17 protein-coding genes are annotated in these 19,969 nt (G+C 38.5%); 4 read left to right on the top strand and 13 right to left on the bottom strand.

The genetic code is table 11. The annotated features are described in order from the left end of the window. Nucleotides 1-177: 177 nt before the first annotated feature. Nucleotides 178-1,371, top strand: coding sequence for a sensor histidine kinase (locus AC0L7T_RS27215; protein ID WP_473339904.1), 1,194 nt, complete (start codon nucleotides 178-180; stop codon nucleotides 1,369-1,371). A gap of 165 nt (nucleotides 1,372-1,536) precedes the next feature. Here the strand turns inward: AC0L7T_RS27215 and AC0L7T_RS27210 are convergent, their stop codons facing one another. From AC0L7T_RS27210 to AC0L7T_RS27190, 5 genes are all read right to left on the bottom strand, one after another. Next, nucleotides 1,537-2,604, bottom strand: a complete 1,068-nt coding sequence (locus AC0L7T_RS27210; RefSeq protein WP_473339902.1) for a DUF3810 domain-containing protein — start codon at nucleotides 2,602-2,604, stop codon at nucleotides 1,537-1,539. Nucleotides 2,605-2,643: 39 nt separating this feature from the next. Beyond that, nucleotides 2,644-3,225 (bottom strand): NifU family protein, encoded by a 582-nt coding sequence (locus tag AC0L7T_RS27205; protein WP_473339901.1) that lies wholly within the window; start codon nucleotides 3,223-3,225, stop codon nucleotides 2,644-2,646. Between the two features lie 102 nt (nucleotides 3,226-3,327). After that, nucleotides 3,328-4,653, bottom strand: a complete 1,326-nt coding sequence (locus AC0L7T_RS27200) for a dicarboxylate/amino acid:cation symporter (protein ID WP_473339899.1) — start codon at nucleotides 4,651-4,653, stop codon at nucleotides 3,328-3,330. A gap of 21 nt (nucleotides 4,654-4,674) precedes the next feature. Next, entirely contained in the window at nucleotides 4,675-5,751 is a 1,077-nt protein-coding gene (gene aroC / locus AC0L7T_RS27195; RefSeq protein WP_473339897.1) for a chorismate synthase, read from the bottom strand. A 3-nt stretch (nucleotides 5,752-5,754) separates the two neighbouring features. Next, nucleotides 5,755-7,200 carry a BatD family protein gene (locus AC0L7T_RS27190; protein ID WP_473339896.1) on the bottom strand — a complete coding sequence of 482 codons (1,446 nt, stop codon included), beginning with the start codon at nucleotides 7,198-7,200 and terminating at the stop codon, nucleotides 5,755-5,757. A gap of 139 nt (nucleotides 7,201-7,339) precedes the next feature. Between AC0L7T_RS27190 and AC0L7T_RS27185 the strand changes: the two genes are divergently transcribed. After that, entirely contained in the window at nucleotides 7,340-7,531 is a 192-nt protein-coding gene (locus AC0L7T_RS27185) for a hypothetical protein (protein WP_020892637.1), read from the top strand. A gap of 134 nt (nucleotides 7,532-7,665) precedes the next feature. Next, complete coding sequence (locus AC0L7T_RS27180; protein WP_473339894.1) at nucleotides 7,666-7,977, top strand: hypothetical protein; 312 nt, start codon at nucleotides 7,666-7,668, stop codon at nucleotides 7,975-7,977. Between the two features lie 192 nt (nucleotides 7,978-8,169). On the opposite strand, the gene AC0L7T_RS27175 is transcribed toward AC0L7T_RS27180, so the two are convergent. Then, entirely contained in the window at nucleotides 8,170-9,348 is a 1,179-nt protein-coding gene (locus AC0L7T_RS27175; protein ID WP_473339893.1) for a 6-bladed beta-propeller, read from the bottom strand. 655 nt (nucleotides 9,349-10,003) lie between these two features. On the opposite strand from AC0L7T_RS27175, the gene AC0L7T_RS27170 reads away from it, so the two are divergent. After that, nucleotides 10,004-11,893, top strand: coding sequence for an ABC-F family ATP-binding cassette domain-containing protein (locus AC0L7T_RS27170; protein ID WP_473339892.1), 1,890 nt, complete (start codon nucleotides 10,004-10,006; stop codon nucleotides 11,891-11,893). A gap of 97 nt (nucleotides 11,894-11,990) precedes the next feature. Here the strand turns inward: AC0L7T_RS27170 and AC0L7T_RS27165 are convergent, their stop codons facing one another. The 7 genes from AC0L7T_RS27165 to AC0L7T_RS27135 all read right to left on the bottom strand — a co-directional run bounded on the left by AC0L7T_RS27165 (nucleotide 11,991) and on the right by AC0L7T_RS27135 (nucleotide 19,961). Further along, entirely contained in the window at nucleotides 11,991-12,863 is an 873-nt protein-coding gene (locus tag AC0L7T_RS27165) for a nucleoside phosphorylase (protein ID WP_473339890.1), read from the bottom strand. Then, a complete protein-coding gene (gene trhO, locus AC0L7T_RS27160; protein WP_473339888.1) occupies nucleotides 12,844-13,830 on the bottom strand; it encodes an oxygen-dependent tRNA uridine(34) hydroxylase TrhO in 987 nt (328 codons plus the stop codon). The genes AC0L7T_RS27165 and trhO overlap by 20 nt, the downstream gene beginning before the upstream one ends. Nucleotides 13,831-13,882: 52 nt before the next feature. Beyond that, entirely contained in the window at nucleotides 13,883-14,521 is a 639-nt protein-coding gene (locus AC0L7T_RS27155) for an acetyltransferase (protein WP_473339887.1), read from the bottom strand. Between the two features lie 59 nt (nucleotides 14,522-14,580). Further along, nucleotides 14,581-15,879 (bottom strand): DUF2851 family protein, encoded by a 1,299-nt coding sequence (locus tag AC0L7T_RS27150; protein ID WP_473339885.1) that lies wholly within the window; start codon nucleotides 15,877-15,879, stop codon nucleotides 14,581-14,583. 72 nt (nucleotides 15,880-15,951) lie between these two features. Next, on the bottom strand, nucleotides 15,952-16,770 hold the full coding sequence (pyrF, locus tag AC0L7T_RS27145) for an orotidine-5'-phosphate decarboxylase (RefSeq protein WP_473339883.1): 819 nt from the start codon (nucleotides 16,768-16,770) through the stop codon (nucleotides 15,952-15,954). Between the two features lie 47 nt (nucleotides 16,771-16,817). Further along, the gene (gene lolA1 / locus AC0L7T_RS27140; protein WP_473339881.1) at nucleotides 16,818-17,474 is read right to left on the bottom strand and encodes an outer membrane lipoprotein periplasmic chaperone LolA1; all 657 of its coding nucleotides are present in this window, start codon (nucleotides 17,472-17,474) and stop codon (nucleotides 16,818-16,820) included. 18 nt (nucleotides 17,475-17,492) lie between these two features. Further along, nucleotides 17,493-19,961, bottom strand: a complete 2,469-nt coding sequence (locus AC0L7T_RS27135) for an FtsK/SpoIIIE family DNA translocase (protein ID WP_473339880.1) — start codon at nucleotides 19,959-19,961, stop codon at nucleotides 17,493-17,495. Nucleotides 19,962-19,969 lie beyond the last annotated feature (8 nt).

The following is a 19,969-nucleotide window of genomic DNA, read 5'->3' as shown; positions in this document are numbered from 1 at the left end:
TACAAGTTTTTCAATAGGTTGTATTGTTTTAAATAATAGCAGGTTTTGAAAGTAGGTTCTTGGAAGAAAATTATAAAATTAAGTAAGAATTTGTTCTACTGGGAGGGTAACCCATCCATGGAAATTCAGATTTTTAATGCCACGTTGATTATAATTTTTATATTCAACTTTTTCCTGATGGCCTTGAATCTTTTTCTAACCAATTATGTGTTGTTTGGGCTATGTTTATACGTTTCGATAGCCTTAGCGTTCTATTTGTATTTATTAAGGGTAAAAAAAGCCTATAAGACAGCGTTTTATTTGGCAAGCCTTACCACTTACCCTATTTTAGCATATAATTTTTTATACAATGACGGTATTGATGGTCCTACTTTTTATGTTTTCATACTTGTCCATTTAATTATAATCTGCATTGTTAAGGTCAAGTATTATTTATACTGGGGCATCTTGAATGTGTTGTTTTTTCTAGGCCTGTATTATATAGACCTTTATCACGAAGATTGGGTGCCGATTAACTACGACAATAAAGAAGATGTTTTTATTGATCAATTCTTAACTTATACAGCCTGCATTATCGGAGCATCAATATTGGTTGCTAGTTTGAAACGTTTTTATGGCATTCAAAAAAGCCGGGTAAAAAAACAAAAGATTGAGTTGACTAATGTAAATAAAAGCTTGAAACAAACAAGTGATAAAAAAGACAAAATTATTACCATCATATCCCATGATCTGAAGAACCCTCTTCAATCCATTATACAAACACTTGAGTTAATAGATTCGGAGGATATTTCAGATGAGGATGCTAAATACCTTCGTCAGGAATTGTTGAAAACTACCAACAGAACCTACCAAATGTTGGAGAATATTCTGGAATGGTCCTCTTTTGAATTGAAAAATGTTTCCATGCGAGTGAAAAAGACTTTCGTAAAAGGGCTCATTGAAAACACAATAGAAATATTGATCGTAATTGCCAAACAAAAAAGAATTCAACTTGAGGTCAATTACCATAAAAACCCTATGGTTTATATTGAAACAGATAGGCTGCTACTTATTTTTAGGAACCTTGTTCAAAACGCAATCAAATTCACCCCTACAGGTGGGCTTGTTACTGTAGACATTAATTGTATAGATGAACTGTTAATCCTTGAAATAACGGACAATGGAATTGGAATATCTCCGGATCGATTGAGAAACATTTATGAGCAAGATATAAAATCTACCTACGGAACAGAACAAGAAAAGGGAACAGGAATGGGACTTCACCTGTGTTTTCAAAGTGCACATAGACTTAATGGTCAATTAAATGTGGAAAGTACAGAGGGCTTTGGCTCAAGCTTTAAGCTCGTTATTCCAACGGGGATAAATAAATAGCTTTACCTCTTGGATTGTGGTCAGAACCAATTCAATCGCATAATATGCAATCATTAAACTGATTTGAGGTAAAATCGCCTTAAAACAGGCTAAATCGTCACCGTGAACTCTTTTTGATGCTACTCGAGCGATAGAAGGTGTGGCAGTCACATATGTGAAATCAGCCTAATCTTTTTTAGCTTCCCATGCATGAACGAGCATAGGTAGTTGAGCGTAGCTTTTTACGCCTTCCTTCACACCCTGAGATTTTAAAAACAAGTCATTGGATTTCCTACTAAGTTCAATGGAATAGGGAATAATGGCACTATTGCTTGCCTGAATTTCTCTTATATCTCTTTTGATTAGCGCTGGGATATTGGCTACAAAATTGGAGTAAACTCCCTCATCCATTCTATAAAGATCATTGAGCTGATACCGAAATAATTTCATTGTAGCTGAATATCGAATAAATGGTTCTGCACTTTCCGAACAAATCAACCAAGCCATAAAATTGGCTTCCCCTTCATTCGTAATACCGAAACCATGGGCCAATTCATGGGCCATGGTAAAACTTTTTTCTAATGGGTGAAGGCTGGGGTCAAGGTATGCCTCGCCTGTAAAAGGGAAATAAATGCCGAAAATGCCTAGTTTTCTGAGCGTACCTTCGGGGTGAAATTGCTTTACCATAGGAGCTCCTTTCCAGCCAATATTCCTTTTTTTTAACAACCCTTTCATTTCACCTCGAACCAAGCATTTTTGATAGGTGAATTCTGGTGCAACGGGTAGCGAAGTTGTGTCATTCTGAAGCCCTTTTCGTAGGGAAACCAGTGCATTTTGAGTAGCCTCCATATCTTCAACCAAAAGGCCCAATGGTAAAGGTTCCGGATTTAGATTGAGATGTTGGTAAAGAGGAATACGATAATAATTATACCCCCAAAGCATTAAGAATAAAAAAATCACCCAGCCAGAAAAATTAATCAGAACCCTGGGCAAAAACAATAGTTTTTGCTTTCTGCTTTTATATTGTTTCAGGCCTCGGATTAAGCGATACCCAAGGAATAGCAAGAGCAACAACAAAAGGTAAAAGCTCGGGAAAGGCAAAAGAACAAAAGTGTAGTCAAACAGTCCTCTGATAATCGGATATAAGGTAACCGAATACCATTTTTCTGTCAGTTGAGGAGACTGTGCTGCTAAGAATCTTACTATTATTGCAAACAATCCCAAGCAACCACCTACCCACTTGCTAAACCCCATAACCTACCTAAGTGTATTATAATCTACAGCCACGAAAGGTTAAACCCCTTCGGCTTCCACACTTTTAACTTCAGGTAACATTCTGGTCAATAAATTTTCAATGCCAGCTTTTAGGGTAATGGTACTTGATGGGCATCCAGAGCATGAACCTTGCAATAATACCTTGACTACTCCCTCTTGAAAGCTATGGAAGACAATCGCACCTCCGTCTTGTTCTACAGCAGGACGAATGTACTCATCCAAAATGCCTTTAATTTTTTTGACAACCTCACTGTCGGTTTCGTCAAAAAGCGGGTCACTTTCAAATTGAGTCGTTATTGCTTGCTTACCCGTTTCCAAATAGCTTTTGATCTGGTTTCTGATATGTTCTTGAATATCTTCCCAAGGGATGTCTGCCTTTTTGGTAACCGTAACAAAATTGGAGGAAATGAAAACTCTTTCCACAGCAGCAAAATTAAATAATTCTAATGCAAGAGGAGAATTGGTAGCACTTTGCTCGTCAGGAAAATCAAAACTGACCCCATCATCTGCCAACATAAAATTGGCTACAAATTTTAAGGAATTTGGATTTGGATTGGCCTCCATGTACATGTGTACAGGTTTTTTTTGTGCTTCTAGCATTATTTTATGATTATAATTCTTAAATTTTTCCCTTTGATACTTTTAGAACGAAAGCGGATACATCTTGGTTCGATCCCTTGCCAATTCACATAGAATTATATTTCAGGTATTGGTCAAGGGGTTTGATTTCCTTATTAAACCTTCTGGTAATTCACCTTCTGTGGAAGCTACTACCGTGCATACCATCGCATCCCCTGTTACATTTACTATGGTCCTAAACATGTCCAATATTCTATCAGGAGCCAGGATCAACGCAATTCCCGCAGAAGGTACACCGATGGATTCCAAAACAATGATCAACATAATAATGCCAGCACCCGGCACTCCAGCGGTGCCAATTGATGCCAGTGTAGCCGTCATTACAATCATTAGTTGTTGGCTTAAGGAAAGGTCAAAACCCATGGCTTGTGCGATAAAAACTGCTGCCACCCCTTGATACAAACTTGTACCATCCATATTGATGGTGGCTCCCAATGGAAGGACAAAACTACTGATTTCCTCTGAGACTCCTAATTCTTCCTCAACTTGCTTCATCGTTACAGGCAAGGTAGCGGAGCTTGAGCTAGTTGTAAAAGCCAATAATTGTGCTGGGCGTAGTGCTTTAAAGAAATCCATGTATTTGACCTTGGTGAAGATCTTCAGTATCATCGGATAAAAGAAGACGACCATTAAAAGCAATCCTCCGATCACTACAAGACTGTATTTCAATAATGCCAATAACAATTCAACTGCCGAATCCGGATTGTCCCCTGTTATGTCTACGATTAGTGAAGCCATCAATGCAAACACCCCATAGGGCGCTAGAATCATGATAAATCCTACTATTTCGATAATTACATCATTTATACCTTCAAAAAAAGCAATTACTGGTGCAGATTTGGCTTTTGGAATTCGAATCAATGCAATCCCCATAATAATGGCAAAAAACACCACCTGTAACATCATTTCATTGGCTGCCGCTGCTTGAAAGATATTTTCAGGCACCATATCTACCAATGGTTGCAAAGGGCTTTGTTCTTGAAGTTGCTCCGCTTCCTGTGATTTGCTGCCGGCTGTTTCATCATACAATGCCATCAACTTATCTCTGGTATCGGAAGGAAGGCTTTTTCCAGGATTGAAAATATTAACCAATATCAAACCAACCGATACCGAAAGGGCAGTTGTACATACATAAATCAATATGGTCTTTCCGCCTATTCTACTCAGTTTGGAGATGTCTCCCAAATTTGAAACACCTACGATCAAGGAGGCCAAAACTAGTGGCACTGCGATCATTTTAAGCGCAGTGATAAAAACAGTTCCTATTGGTTTGACATAATCATTGATGAAGTCTGGTGAAAGCCCAAACTTCACTACCCCAAGGCCAACAGCCAATCCCAAAACCAGTCCTATAATGATTTGAGTGTGTAGAGGAATTTTTCTTTTCATAAATAATGGAGCTAGCGAAAATTAAATTTTGCTGGACCTGTTGAGTAGGAGATAATCTGCCAAAACCAAAGCACACATGGCTTCTACTATTGGTACAGCTCTAGGAACCACACATGGGTCATGACGCCCTTTGCCAGAAACAGTAGCAGATTCTCCTTTTGAATTTACACTCTCTTGATCCTGCATAATTGTAGCCACAGGTTTGAAGGCTACTTTAAAATAAATGTCTTCACCATTTGAGATACCCCCCTGGATTCCTCCAGAATGATTGGTTCTGGTTCTAACCCTGTCCCCTTCTTTATAAAAGGCATCATTGTGCTGAGAACCTTTCATGGTTACTCCTTCAAAACCACTTCCAAACTCAAATCCTTTGACGGCATTGATGCTTAGCATGGCATGGCCCAGAACAGCATGAAGCCTGTCAAAAACAGGCTCGCCTAAACCAACGGGAACGCCCTTTGCTACGCAACTTACTACGCCACCTATGGTGTCTTTTTCTTTTCTTGTCTGGTCGATCACTTGAATCATTTTATCCGCAGTCTCCTGATCTGGGCACCGGACGATATTTGATTCTGTAAGGCTAAAATCTAATTCCTGGTATGGTTTTTCAAGACGCACAGCACCGGCCTGGCTTACATAGGCATTGATTTCAACGCCATAAGTGGCAAGCATAAGCTTGGCAACCGCTCCTGCAGCTACTCTGGCAGCAGTTTCTCTGGCGCTACTTCTTCCTCCACCTCTGTAATCCCTTACACCAAATTTTTCGTGGTAAGTATAATCGGCGTGGGATGGCCTGAATTTTTCTGCAATATGTGAATAGTCTTTGCTTTTCTGGTCAGTGTTATAGATGACCATGGCGATAGGAGTACCCGTACTTTGCCCTTCAAAAACCCCAGAAAGAATTTCAAAATCGTCTTCTTCCTTTCTTTGGGTAGTTATTTTGGATTGGCCTGGTTTTCTCCGCTGCAATTCCAACTTGATAAAATCCTCATCGATCTTAATACCGGCTGGGCAGCCATCTATAATCACTCCGAGTCCTTTGCCATGGGATTCTCCGAATGTGGTAATTGTGAATATGTTTCCGAATGTATTACGCATGTATTATTTTTTCTTAACAATCAAATAGGCCAATAATATCAATGCCAGTAACAGCAAAATATTAATCAGACTGGAAAAATAAGACTTATATCCTTGGTTTAAAAGTTTATTGTCTTCTACTTCTATGAGGTCATATAATCCACCAAGCCTGGAAGAAGAAATGGCTTGATTTATTCTACTCTCCCCGGTAACCCTTACAACCGACTTTGGTAAGAGGGTGTCATATTGGGCCAATTCCGGATTAAAATAGATCCATTCAAAATGGTCTTTTAAAGGCACCACTTCTGCTTCATTTAAAGTGATAAAATAGCTGAATTCCTTCATTCCTGTAACCTTGCCTCTTCCCCTATTGATTTGGACTTGCTCATTGGGATCAAATGTATTTAGCTTTTGTCCTTTGTTAACTTTAGGAGGATGTATCGAACTAATATTGCCTTCACCGGTGATGATGAAATCGTAGGTAAAGCCTTCTCCAGTTTTGACATCCAAGTCACTAAAGTTCTCTCTAAGCCTGTAATTTCCCACACTTACTTCATTTTTTAGCGGGTGTGGAGGAAGTTCTTTTACTTTTATGGATTTTGGTTGGGAATAGAAAGTTTTAAAATCCTGCAACCTGTTGCTCCCAAAGAAACTAGGGTTTTTGGCCACCTTGTATTTTATCATTTCCCATCCTACAGAAGGGAAATCTACCGTACCGGCATTGAAAGGATAAAAATTGGCTTCATAAACCTTGTATTTTGTCCATTTCTTACCTCCGAACTCTACCCTTTCAGGTTGGATGCTTGTGATATTAAAATTTTCTTCCCAGGCATTTCCTGGTTTAATTTCATTGATGATCCTTTCAAGTTGTTTGCCGGGTTCGTGAAAATTAAAAGGTGCTTGATTACTTTCAGACATGTAGAAGGCAAAACTTACGCTGAAACCTTCACCTACATAAACCTCATCTTTGCTAACCGAAAGTGAGAAAAAGGCATCGTCCTCCACCTCAACATACTCAGGTTGGTCTGGAGTGGTTCTTCCAAAAAGGTCGTCAAAAGGATCCAGGGCGCGATTGCTTTGTGCACTGGTTCGGGCATCTACTACTGTAATGGATGTTCCTGAGGAAGAAGTCGAAATACCATTTACAGCTATTTTAAATCCTTGAAGGGTAAACTGCCCCTTTCTTAGAGGTTTATAATACTGAATGATACTGTTTGTACTACTCATCTGTCCATTAATGATATTCATCGATGAGCTTTGGGAAATACCTTGCTTTTGAAACCCGGGAATATCCGGTAATTGGTCATAGGATCTGATTTTATCCCCGGACACGATCACCTTTATTGTGAAAGTTTCATTGAGTGCGACTTCATTTTCGCCCAATTCGATTTTGACATCCTGAGCATGAGCGGATAATGAAAAAAGACCCAACAGGCATACAAAAAGAAAATGGTTTTTCGTTAAAGACATATAAAACGATTGTGTTTTTGTAATTTAATAACTGCAAATAAACAAGTATATTTTATACGTAACAAATCTAATCCAAAACCGTTAGTAGTATTTAAAACAATCTTTTTAATCAAAAACCTAAATTAAAATATCTCAAACCATGATGGAATATGTTAAGACTATTTTATTAAAGGTAAGTTTTGACGGCAAACTCTTCGAGAAAGAGTTAAGAAAAGGTCTGAATATGCTGGTTCCTGGGGAGCTGGAAGAATTCAGAAAGTGGTGTTACGGCACTTTTTCAAAAGTATATGAGCCAATATTGAATAAATACTTTATCTTATTGGCAGGTTAGTCCAACTACTTTAGCCCCACTTGATATTGGGGCTTTTTTTATGAGTGAGAGGACTATTCCTATATACAACACTTATTTTTAGGTGTTTTATACATTTTTTTACTTACTTTTAAAAAGTTAAACTTTGTTAAGCAATGGAAAAAAAGAACACAGGATTTGATGAAATTGAAAAAATGCTTCAGGAAGTTGGGAGCAAAATTGAAACTTTAATCCAAAAAGGAACCAAAGCAACAGGGGAGGCAAGTGAGGAAATTGAAAAGAAAATCAAAGACCTTCGCCAGAACAAAGAAAAATTAGAAAAAGAATTTAAGGAAAAGAAAGCAAAATTTGAGGATAAATACCAAAGCAAGTCCAGTACAGCCAAACCTTTTCTGGATGATTCCATCGCTCATTTTAAGCAAGGAGTCAAATCTTTGATGCATGCCATCAACGAAATGCTAAGGTAGTACCAAAATTTTATTCCTAATATGCTATAAACACTGAAGTCCTTAGTCTTGGCTTGACCTGTGGATTTGCATATAACATTGAGTAAATTTTCACAGATTCTTAATTTTAGAAATACTGAAGTGTTGTAACAGGGTTTGGCTTGCCAATGCAATACTAGGCATTTACTCTTTGAGATACCTCCTGAATTTTGCTCACTTAAGGTGATAAAAAGTCAATATTATTGAGGTATCATAGTTCATTTTTTCCAATTCATTGTATAATTCAAGATTAAAGCTTTTTAAATCCTTCAAAAGCGCCAAATCATCATTTTTTTTATATGTTAAAAACGTTTCATACTCAATGGAATTTATAAATCTATTGTTGCTATCCACTCCGCTAGGAACAGGGAGCAAAAAACGAATTAGATGTTGAAATTTATTAGAATTATTTGAAGTATAAACCTGTTGATTAGGTATATTGTAGTAGCCGTATAAATTCATGTTTTTATCTGTATAACTAAATATGAACCAATCAGACATTATTTTATAATTACTGTTTAAATAGGATACCTTAAGGTTCATTATTTCTTTATCAAACGCATGATGGTTATATATTTCACTTTCTGCCCATGTACTTGCTCCAAAATTTAATTTGTAAAGTGGCAAAAGATCAGCAGGTGGGCTTATTTTATAAATTAAGGATGATGTTGGAGCGCTATAATAGGTGTCCAACCCGTTCCCATTCATTCCCCCAGTAAATTCAAAATTCATGTAATTTCCTGCCTTAGGAAATTTTGCGGCTTTCTCCTTTACATTTCCATTTATGTCAGTAATTATTAGATTATAAAGTACATTACTATTCATTCTTACATTAAATGCGATATGATCATCATCTAATATTGATAATGTATTGAGGTATAGGTCATTACCTAAAGTAATTTTATTTTTAAAATCACCATTTAAATTGTAAAAAAGCATGCTTTTATGGTCGATGATAATAATTTCATTCCTATTTTCATGTACGGAAAAATCATTTATTGAAGTATACTCATTTGGTCCATCTCCTTTTTCACCAATATTTTTTATAAAGTCACCATCTAAACTAAAAACAAGTAAATTTGATCTTTTTTTATCTAGGAGTAGCAGCTTTTCATCATACTCAACAACTTTGTTTACTTTAAGTATAGATTTATCAGGTGGAATACCTTTTAAAGCTAAAAATTCAAAATCCGTTACCTGATCAAGGACATTGCTCTTAACAGTCTCTTGGTTACTAACATTAATTTCTATTGGAGCTTTTGTAATTTTTCCCTGTTTATTACGAATTTCATTTTTCTCCTTACAGGAAAAAGTGATCAAACCAAGTATTAAGAAAACATGGATTAATTTCATGTCTATGTGTGGAAAATTTGTATTATAGGTTTATGTTTCTTTGAAATATTTATTTTAATAATTGCCTAAATAATCCTTCAGCGTTTTTTAATCTAACTTGCCATGTTTTTTGAATGCCTTAATTTTCAGCCATGCTTTAAATGGCTCATTTCACATAAATAATTTCCTAATATCAAAGTAGCTTTGACTAACTATATCTACGTTTTTAAGTGATCTTGTCGCTAACAAGGTGTGATTCAGGATAAAAACCTTCGTGAATATATTAATTATGCGTTAATTTTACTATAAATAATAACCTTTTAGTTGATAAAGAGTTTTAATCATAAATTTTAAAATTCAGCTTTTTATTTTTTTTACATTTTGCTAAACATCAAATTTCCCCATTGGTCTCCTACACCTTGACCGCGAAAGAATAATTGCTTACTACGATTGTTCAAAATTTCGAATGATATTCGATTCCAATTTTCTGATTTAGGAGGAATCCTATATTACTCCTTTATGAAGCCATTGTTTGGCCATCAGTATATTTTTCCTTGCCAACTCCGTTCTTTAAACTATATGTAATGGAGGTCGGAAATATTTATAAATTCAAAATGAACTGCGAAACCTAGGTCATAATTCGGGATTATCCGAAATACCGTTGTAATTTTGTGCCATGAATTACCTTTCAGTAGATACACTTAGCAAGTCCTTTGGAGAAAGAGTCTTGTTTTCAGAAATTTCCTTCGGGATTGAACAAGGCCAGAAAACAGCTTTAGTAGGAATAAATGGGGCAGGAAAGTCCACCTTAATGAAAATCATTATGGGGGAAGAAATCGCAGATGCTGGGCAAGTCGTGATCAACCAGGAGATAAAAATGGCTTACGTTAACCAAAATCCTATTTTCACAGGTGGGAAGACGATTTATGAAACCATTTTTGATGACCCTGACAATGAAATCATTCAAGTGATCCATGCGTACCAGGAAGCCATGTTGGTGGCTGAAGATGGTACTGACAATAGCGAAGATTTGCAGCCCATCTTTGAGAAGATGGACAGACTGCAGGCCTGGGATTTTGAATACCAGATCAAAGAAGTACTTGGAAGATTGGGCTTACATGATACCACCCTTCAAGTGACGGCACTCAGTGGAGGGCAAAGAAAACGAGTAGCAATTGCCAGTGCAATTCTACATTTCCCTGATTTACTTCTTCTGGATGAGCCTACCAATCACCTGGATTTAGAAACCATTGAGTGGTTGGAAGATTACCTGTCCAAAGCAAACCTTTCCCTTTTGATGGTGACTCACGATAGGTATTTTCTGGATAAAGTAACCAACAATATTCTTGAATTGGAAAATGGTGAATTGTACCGATACGCAGGCAATTACAGTTATTTCCTGGAAAAGAAAGAAGAAAGAAAGGCCAATCAAGCTACTGAGCTTGGGAAAGCCAAAAGTCTTTACAAGAAAGAGCTTGACTGGATTAGAAGACAACCTAAGGCACGTGGGACCAAATCAAAGTCCAGAATAGAAGCCTTTAACGATACCAAGGAGAAGGCCTTTAAAAAACCAGAAGAAAGAGACATTAGCCTTGGAGTAACGGCGCAAAGGCTAGGGAAGAAAATTGTAGAAATAGAAAAAATCCATAAATCATACGGAGACCTAAATTTGGTTGATGATTTCAGCTATACTTTCAAAAAAGGAGACAAAGTAGGAATTGTTGGTCCTAATGGTGCCGGGAAAACGACTTTTTTGAATATGCTTATTGGTAAAAATGCTCCTGACAAAGGTGCTGTTACTATTGGGCAAACCACCGCCTTTGGCTATTATAAGCAAGAAGAAGATAGTTTTGATGAGACCATGCGGCTTATCGATATTGTGAAGGAAGTAGCTGAAGTGGTTACTGTGGCCGGTGGAGCTACGATCACGGTTAGTCAGTTTTTGACGCAGTTTGGTTTCTTACCTAAGCAACAGCATACCCCAATTGCCAAATTGAGTGGGGGAGAAAGAAGGCGACTTCAGTTGCTTATGATACTGGTTAAAAGCCCCAATTTTCTGATTCTCGATGAGCCAACCAATGATTTGGACATTGTGACGCTCAATACACTTGAGGAGTTTTTGGATGCCTTTCCAGGATGTTTGGTGATTGTTTCGCATGATAGGTACTTCATGGACAGGTTGGTTGACCACCTGTTTGTTTTTGAAGGAGAAGGGCAGATCAGTGACTTCCCTGGCAACTACACTGACCTTAGAGAAAAAGAGAAATCAGACAAAGCGCAAGCGCCTAAGCAAGTTGCCGAAAAGAAACCAGTCGCTGCTACCAAAGCAGCAGATAAAAACACAGACAAAGCTACTTTTAAGGAGAAGCAGGAATTCGAAACGATTTCAGCTAGCTTGGAAGAATTGATCGGTAAAAAAGACATTTTTATCCAAAAGATCAATAAAGGAACAGAGGACCACGAAGAATTGTTGAAATGGTCCCTAGAAATAGAAGGTCTAGACAAAAAAATAGAAGAATTGGAAATGAGATGGCTCGAATTAAGTGAGCTTGACGGTATTTCTTAATCAATTAGGCTCCCCAAAAAAGAATGACATATTCTATTTTGGGGAGCATTTTATTTTCTATAAATACAAATTAAAACCCGTAAGAAAATACCAAGGTTTAGGAATTAGTGCTTATTTTTTCCAGAACCTTGTTAATCAATTTGTCAATGATCAGATGAGGCGAGCTGGCGAACTTTCCTGAGATTCGGTTGGCTACGATGGCGTTCATACTAAGGACATCATGTCCTAACATTTTCCCCATGGCGTAGTAGCCAGCTGTTTCCATTTCAAAATTTGTAAAGGCCAATCCCTGATAAGAATTTGTGCCGAGTAAACTAAAAATTTGCGGTATACGAGGTTTTAACCTCACTTCTCTTCCTTGTGGTCCGAAAAACCCTGGGCAAGTAACCGTAATGCCAGAAGGAATACCTTCTCCAATTTTTGCCAATAATTTTGCTGAACCAGCCACACAGTATGGCAAAAAAGGCAAGGCCAGACATTTTTGAACATGATTGGCAATTTGACTTTCGAGCGTAGTTTGAGGGATGGTATAAAAGGCCATCAGAGTATCCAAGCCTACAGCCATAGAAGAAGCAAGCAAACTGCCTTCAGGTAGACTGCTTTGCATGCTTCCAGAGGTACCTATTCGGATTATATTGAGTCGTTTATGGCTGGATTTTGGTTTGCGGGTGTTGAAATCCACATTGAACAAAGCATCCAGCTCAGTCATAAAAATCTCCACGTTGTCTGTACCCATGCCGGTACTGATGACACTGATTCTTTTGCCTTGGTACAAGCCTGTATGGGTAACAAACTCCCTATGCTCAACCTCTAGCTCTATGCTATCGAAGCGAGCCGAAATCTTTCCCACCCGATTAGGGTCTCCAACCGTAATGACAGTATCAGCCACTTGCCCAGGCTTGAGCTTTAGGTGGTAAATACTGCCATCAGGATTGATGATTAGTTCCGATTCAGGTATCGGATTGGACATGTAGGGTGGTTTTTATTTTGTCAGCATTGGGCTTTTGGTAAAGGCCCTTATACGGATTGTAACCATTGGTATTTTTCTGGTAATAACCAGTACCATTATAAGGCCTCTTCTGAGGAGCAGTTTTGCAGCTTTCAGAGCAGGCACCTTCCATTTCCCAACCACAGGACTCACATATGGCCACGTGAGCATTGCACTCGGGATTAGCACAATTGACCATTCGGTCAGATAGGGTGTCGCAAACAAAGCACTTGGATACTGTTTTGGGGTTTACCTTGTTTACGTCTACAGCCAAGCGGTTGTCAAAAACGTAGCATTTACCTTCAAAATCTTCTCCACCTGCATCAAAACCATATTTTATGATCCCTCCATGAAGCTGGTAGACATCCTCAAAACCCTGCTCCAGTAAGAAGGCAGATGCTTTTTCACATTTAATTCCTCCCGTGCAATAGGTAAGGATTTTTTTGTTTTTGAGATGTTCTAGCTCTTTTACCTTCTCTGGAAAATCTCTAAAATTATCGATATCCAATCGTAGCGCATTCTTAAAATGACCCAACTCATGTTCATAGTTGGAGCGTACATCCAAAATCACTACGTCCTCTTGGTCTTTTAGGGCCTTAAATTCCTCAGGTTCCAGGTGTTTCCCTGTGTTTTCGCGAGGATTAAGATGCCTCAGACCAGAGTGTACAATCTCTTCCTTTGCCCTGACATTGATTTTAGCAAAAGCATGTTCGGGATGTTGGTCGATTTTGAATTCAGTGTCAGCAAATCTGGGATCTGACTTGACATAAGCCATGTATTTTTCACTGTCTTCTTTCAATCCTGAAACAGTTCCATTTAGGCCTTCCGAAGAAATAATAATGCGTCCTCTGATATTGTTTTCAACGCAAAAGAGGTGGTGTTCTTCTCGGTATGCTTCCAGATCCTCGATCTGGGCATAGCAGTAATACAATAATATGTTGTAATCCATAACTTAAGCCCTGTTTCAAGCAGGGTGTTATTTGTAAAATAAATATATAAAACTATTTCTTTATGACTTGTGCAGGGTTGCCAAATACCGTTTGGTTGGCTTCCACATCAGCAATGACCACTGAGCCTGCACCAATTCTTGCATTTTTTCCAATTTTAACTCCTGAAACTACAGTAACTCCTGAGCCTATGAAAACACCATTTTCAATAGATACATTGGAATTAATTACCGCTCCTGCACCTACTTGCACAAAATCTCCAAGTGTAGCTTGATGTTCTATCGTTGCATTGGTATGCAATATACAATGGTTTCCGATTTCAGCACCAGCTCCAATTGTAACTTTTGCATTGATAAAGTTTCCATGGCCAATACCTGCATCAGTAGAGATATAAGACAATCTGTGTAAGGCATTTACTGGCTGTACCTTTCTTCTTTTATTCAGTAATTTCACCAAGGCTTCTCTGTACTTTGGATCATCTACGGCTACAAATGCATCACACTTACTTCCAATAAGTTTTAAAAATCCGTCGTCTTCAAGTTTTCCCAGAATGGAAATGTTGTTAATTTCTTTTTGGTGCAGGGTCGCATCATCATCCAAAAATCCATAGACCACAACATCGTGACTATTGAATATTTCTAATGCAGGATGGGCAATTCCTTTGGCGCCAAAGATAATAATTGGTTTTTCCATAATTATGTTTTTCTAAAGACAAAATTACGGAAATTACCAACCTATGCAAAATATCATTTTCAATTTGGTCTAAGTAAGTTTTGACCGATTTTACATTGCAAACACATCCGCTTGTTACAATATTCATGGTAAAGACCCAACATGCCCTGACTGTCATACGCATTGGCTGCTGACCAGTCTACTTCCTGGTAGATACTTATCAGGCTATTTTTCTCTGCAGGGATTTCCTGAAGAAGATTAAAGCATTTCTCCTGCCAAACCGAAAGGTCAGTATACCTTCCATAAGCGTACCACAAGGGCACTATAAAGTTAATTGCCAGGAGATTCATAACACCGCTGGACAATGTCCCTTTTGTTGCCCGAAGGTTTGGTTTTCCAAAGTGATAATGCTTTTTCCAGTAATCACTGACTGATAGGTCAAACATCCGTTCAAAAGAGCTACTACTGTCCAATTCATGTAACACCGAATCAAAAAGGTGCGGACTCTTGTTGAGCAGGTTGGCAATCTGGGCAAGTCTAAAAGAGGGGAAATTGCTGGGCCTGACCTTCATAAACTTCCACTCTGAAGGGAAAAGGCTATTTTTTAGGGTGTATTTCTTAGCCAAATAAGCATATTCGTATTTGAGATTTTTTTCATAGCCTGGGTTTAAATCTAAAGTGTTGGTAAACATTCCCGCCTGACCAAAAAGCATTGCTTCTATCTGCATTAAATTCCCAGCATTCTTTTTTATCAACTTGTAGGGAAGGCTTTGAGCTAGTTTAAGCATTGGGAGGCTATTGGTTTTAAAACCGAAAGAATAAAACAACCATTGATAGGCTGTTTCTTCCCAATCATTTTCATTTTCTTTCAGCAATGTTAAAACTCGGTCACTCTTTTCCTGAAGTCGCTCCACAAGCGCTTTTTCTAACATGGAGAATTTTAAAATTTCAGGAGTGGAAGGAAGGCTATCAGTGCAAAGTAGTTTTTTCGGGGAACTTTGAAGTTTTTGGTAATTTCTGATTACATCCAATGGCACCTTACCATCAAGGACCAATGTAGGAATAAGTGTGCCGTCTTTTCTTTTTACTTCCACGTCATGTTGCCAGACCACATGTAGGACCACCGCATTGTAGGCATGGTCTGTCTGGTGATGATGGGATTTCCAATCAGAAGTGCGTAGGTGAATTTCGATATGACCAAAATGTCTGATGCCAGAAAGGGATATTTCAGCCTCTTTAAAATCAGGCCCTTCATGATGGTTGTGGAAACCGATTTTATGAATGAACAATGGTACTCCACCCTCAGTTTCCAGTGCATTTTTATCAAAATACTGGTACTTCCAAATTAGCTGAAGAAAATCTTCCTGAAAACGAAACATAGGCCAATTTCATGATTGCCTCATGAAATTACCTAAAATTAAAAGAAATACGAAATATATGCGTTGGATATTCTATTTACAGTAACTATCCAATAGCTGAGACATAGCTAATTGAAGGGCCAATGCTTCTTTCCTGGAAGCTTCGCCAAAATCCTTTTCGGCTGATGCATAAATAATGCCACGGGAAGAATTGACCAAAAGGCCGCACTGTTTATTCATTCCAAACTTGGCGACTTCTTCCAGACTTCCTCCTTGAGCACCAACTCCAGGAACCAACAGGAAATGATCGGGAACAAGCTTTCTTACTTCGGCAATTGACTCGCCTCTTGTGGCACCTACCACATACATCATGTTTTCAGTATTTCCCCAGGTTTTGCTTTTTTCCAGCACAGAAGCGTAAAGTGGCTGGTTGTCTTTGTTTTCTATTAATTGAAAATCCTGACTACCTTGATTGGAAGTTAAGGCGAGCAATATCACCCATTTACCATCAAATTCTAAAAATGGTCCAACGCTGTCCTCTCCCATATATGGGGCCACAGTGATGGCATCAAAATTCATTTGCTCAAAAAAAGCTTTGGCGTATAATCTTGAGGTATTTCCTATATCACCTCTTTTGGCATCTGCGATAGTAAAGACTTCTTCAGGAAGGTATTCCAGTGTTTTGGCAAGTGTTTCTAAACCTGCCGGCCCCATCGCTTCATAAAAGGCAAGGTTTGGCTTATAAGCCACAGCATGGTCTATGGTGTTGTCAATAATAACCTTATTGAAAGTGAATACAGGATCCTTTTCTTTTAATAGATGTTTGGGGATTCGCTGTGGATCGGGATCAAGACCTACACACAAAAAGGAGGCTTTCTTTTTTATTTGGGCAAATATTTCTTGAGAAGTCATGTGGTAAATTTATAAAAAAATGAAATGATTAACCTGGATCTGGGGCATTACCTCAAATCAATAACCTCTACATCTTGATTTTCACTTGCTTTAAACACAAAATAATCGTCTACAATCTGCACATTTGGATTCAATTCCTTAAAGGTATATTTGAAAGTTCCTCCCACATCATCCTTTATTTCCCAGGCAAGTATTTCATTTTTCACTTTATCTACGTAAAGTTTAATTTTTTTAAACCGTGCATTGGGTTTTTCAGAAGTTAGCAGAATCTCATTGGCAGGCACACCATTGATCTCGCTGCTACCTATAAGTTTGGAAATGTATCCTTTTTTATAAATGTTGTAAACGTTTGAGGGAGTCAACTCATCTGCATCGTCCTCTACATTATTGATAGTGACTTCTTTGTATTTGCTGGATTTGATCAGTGTCCATACTGTTTTTCCATCATTAAATATTTCCTGATCATTCAGTGTGAGCCTGTATTTGTCACCCTTAACCGTCACATTTCCCGTGTTGGTTTGGATGAGTCCTTCATCTTCAGTAGAATAGTTGTACTCGAAAAGGCCAGTGAAACCGTTTAGATTTTTATAGTTTTCGCTCACTTTAGAGAGTATTTTTACTGCTTTGGCGTCACTTTGTGCAAGTAAAGCATGGGAAAAGCAGGTAAAAAGGAGAATTAAGGTGATTATTTTTTTACTTAACATTTTATAAATCAATATATTTTAAAGGTTCTTCAATAACTGTTCCAAAGTGTTTTCATCCTGGACCAATACCTCCCTGGCTTTGCTGCCTTCAAAAGAGCCCACGACTCCTGCTGCCTCTAATTGGTCAATTATTCTTCCTGCTCGGTTGTAACCTAGCTTCAATTTTCTTTGTATTAGCGATGTACTTCCCTGCTGATGCATCACAATCAGCCTTGCCGCATCATCGAACAATGCATCTCGCTCAGCCAAGTCAACTTCTCCCACGCCACTATCACCTTCTTCGCCTACAAATTCAGGCAATAGGTAGGCATCCGAGTAGCCTCGCTGGTCACCTATCCAGTCACATACCGCTTCCACTTCAGGGGTGTCTAAGAAAGCACATTGCAAACGGATAACATCAGAGCCCATGGAGAGTAACATGTCACCCATGCCGATCAATTGTTCTGCACCACCTGCGTCGAGAATGGTACGGCTATCAATTTTACTCGTAACCCTAAAGGACAGTCTTGCCGGAAAGTTGGCTTTAATTATACCCGTGATTACATTTACAGATGGTCTTTGGGTCGCTAGGACAAGGTGTATACCGATGGCCCTGGCCAATTGAGCCAGTCTGGCTATTGGGCCTTCAATCTCTTTGCCTGCAGTCATCATCAAGTCGGCTAACTCATCGATGACCAATACGATATAGGGCATAAATTTATGCCCTTTCTCTGGGCTAAGCTTTCTTGCCACAAATTTCGTATTGTATTCTTTCAAGTTTCTACAACCGGCATCTTTCAAAAGATCGTAGCGGTTGTCCATTTCGATACAAAGTGAATTTAAGGTATAAATTACCTTTTTCGTATCTGTTATTATGGCCTCTTCAGCATTGGGCAGTTTGGCTAGAAAATGCCTTTCAATTTTATTAAATAAGGTAAGCTCCACTTTTTTAGGATCCACTAAAATAAGCTTCAGCTGTGAAGGGTGCTTCTTGTAGATAAGAGAAGCCAGGATCATGTTCAAACCTACCGACTTACCCTGACCTGTTGCTCCCGCCATAAGGAGGTGAGGCATTTTAGCCAGGTCAACAACAAACACCTCATTGGAAATGGTTTTACCCAAAGCCACAGGCAGCTCTTTGTCACTCTTCATGAATTTCTCAGTGCCCAATACCGATCGGGCGGCCACCAATTCTCTATTCTTGTTCGGCACTTCTATTCCTATTGTTCCTTTGCCGGGAATCGGAGCAATAATACGGATTCCTAATGCCGCCAGACTAAGGGCGATATCATCTTCCAGATTTTTAATTTTGCTTATTTTTACCCCTGGTTCAGGAATTATTTCATAAAGTGTTACCGTGGGTCCAATGGTTGCTTTAATTTCCTGGATACCTATTTTAAAGTTTATCAGGGTTTCAACAATCTTGTTTTTATTCTCCTCTAATTCCTGCCTTGTTACGGTTACTTTTTGTTGGTCGTATTCGTTTAGTAGGTTTAAAGTGGGGAATTGATAACTTGGAAGGTCTAAAGTAGGATCATAAGGGTCCAGGTTTTCGACCATTTCAGCAGTTTTTTCTTCCTTGCCGTTGTTGACCACAAAGTCATTTGTTGCCACTGATTCCTCTGATCTTACAGGGTTATCTTTGGTAGTGTCCTCTATTTTAAAAGCTGGAGCTACGGGTTTGTCTTTTTTAGCTGTATGGGCAGATTTATCAGCATCGGACACTTTCCAACTGTTAGTGTCCACTTCTGCTTCCTCTTCTTCTATCTCATCAATCTCTTCTTCCAGTGATTGTTCTTCGTAAGCGTCTTCGCTGAGGTATTCATTTTCACTTTGAGAATCCTCGTTTGGTTGCGTAGGCTCTTTATCAGCAGTATTAAACCAGGTGATTTGATCTACATTAAAAAAGACGATCACAAATATCAATAGCGTACCGAAAATCAGGATAAATGTTCCCCAACCTAGAAAGGCATCAGATAGGATAGCAAGTTCATAACCAAATCCGCCACTGAGGAAAGCCAGGTAATTGAAGCCATCAATAAGGTGTACCAAATATCCCATCAACAAGCCCAGCCAAACCAAAAAGAAAAGCGAGAACCCTGCATAACGGGTAAGGGACACCAATGAATCTTTGAAGGACAATTTATACCCCCAAAAGAACAGAAATGGGGGAAAGAACAATGCGGCGATCCCAAACCAACGGTAAATCATAAAATAACTTATAACTGACCCCGTGTAGCCAAGTAGGTTTTGGGTTTCACCAGCCTTGGTGCGAAGAGGCATCCCTGAGGCATTCACCAGGCTTTGATCTGCTTGACCAACAAATAAGTAGCTTAAAAAAGCCAAAAGCATAAAAATGGAAAGCATCATAAAAATGATTCCAAAAGACAAACTCCAGCGCTTATCTGTGAATAAAGCGAAGTTAAACTTCCTTTTGCTTTTAGGGGCTGGTTTCCCAGGCGTTTCCTTCTTCTTAAATGTATTTTTTTTGTACGTATTTGCAGCCATGGTGCTTC

This window comes from Cyclobacterium sp. 10D3-21, from assembly GCF_055809755.1.
This window is presented reverse-complemented; position numbering and strand designations above follow the sequence as displayed.

Coding starts and splice junctions, on each gene's coding strand:
- AC0L7T_RS27215 (WP_473339904.1), top strand. CDS start 178: ATGGCCTTGAATCTTTTTCTAACCAATTATGTGTTGTTTGGGCTATGT.
- AC0L7T_RS27210 (WP_473339902.1), bottom strand. CDS start 2,604: ATGGGGTTTAGCAAGTGGGTAGGTGGTTGCTTGGGATTGTTTGCAATA.
- AC0L7T_RS27205 (WP_473339901.1), bottom strand. CDS start 3,225: ATGCTAGAAGCACAAAAAAAACCTGTACACATGTACATGGAGGCCAAT.
- AC0L7T_RS27200 (WP_473339899.1), bottom strand. CDS start 4,653: ATGAAAAGAAAAATTCCTCTACACACTCAAATCATTATAGGACTGGTT.
- aroC (WP_473339897.1), bottom strand. CDS start 5,751: ATGCGTAATACATTCGGAAACATATTCACAATTACCACATTCGGAGAA.
- AC0L7T_RS27190 (WP_473339896.1), bottom strand. CDS start 7,200: ATGTCTTTAACGAAAAACCATTTTCTTTTTGTATGCCTGTTGGGTCTT.
- AC0L7T_RS27185 (WP_020892637.1), top strand. CDS start 7,340: ATGATGGAATATGTTAAGACTATTTTATTAAAGGTAAGTTTTGACGGC.
- AC0L7T_RS27180 (WP_473339894.1), top strand. CDS start 7,666: ATGGAAAAAAAGAACACAGGATTTGATGAAATTGAAAAAATGCTTCAG.
- AC0L7T_RS27175 (WP_473339893.1), bottom strand. CDS start 9,348: ATGAAATTAATCCATGTTTTCTTAATACTTGGTTTGATCACTTTTTCC.
- AC0L7T_RS27170 (WP_473339892.1), top strand. CDS start 10,004: ATGAATTACCTTTCAGTAGATACACTTAGCAAGTCCTTTGGAGAAAGA.
- AC0L7T_RS27165 (WP_473339890.1), bottom strand. CDS start 12,863: ATGTCCAATCCGATACCTGAATCGGAACTAATCATCAATCCTGATGGC.
- trhO (WP_473339888.1), bottom strand. CDS start 13,830: ATGGATTACAACATATTATTGTATTACTGCTATGCCCAGATCGAGGAT.
- AC0L7T_RS27155 (WP_473339887.1), bottom strand. CDS start 14,521: ATGGAAAAACCAATTATTATCTTTGGCGCCAAAGGAATTGCCCATCCT.
- AC0L7T_RS27150 (WP_473339885.1), bottom strand. CDS start 15,879: ATGTTTCGTTTTCAGGAAGATTTTCTTCAGCTAATTTGGAAGTACCAG.
- pyrF (WP_473339883.1), bottom strand. CDS start 16,770: ATGACTTCTCAAGAAATATTTGCCCAAATAAAAAAGAAAGCCTCCTTT.
- lolA1 (WP_473339881.1), bottom strand. CDS start 17,474: ATGTTAAGTAAAAAAATAATCACCTTAATTCTCCTTTTTACCTGCTTT.
- AC0L7T_RS27135 (WP_473339880.1), bottom strand. CDS start 19,961: ATGGCTGCAAATACGTACAAAAAAAATACATTTAAGAAGAAGGAAACG.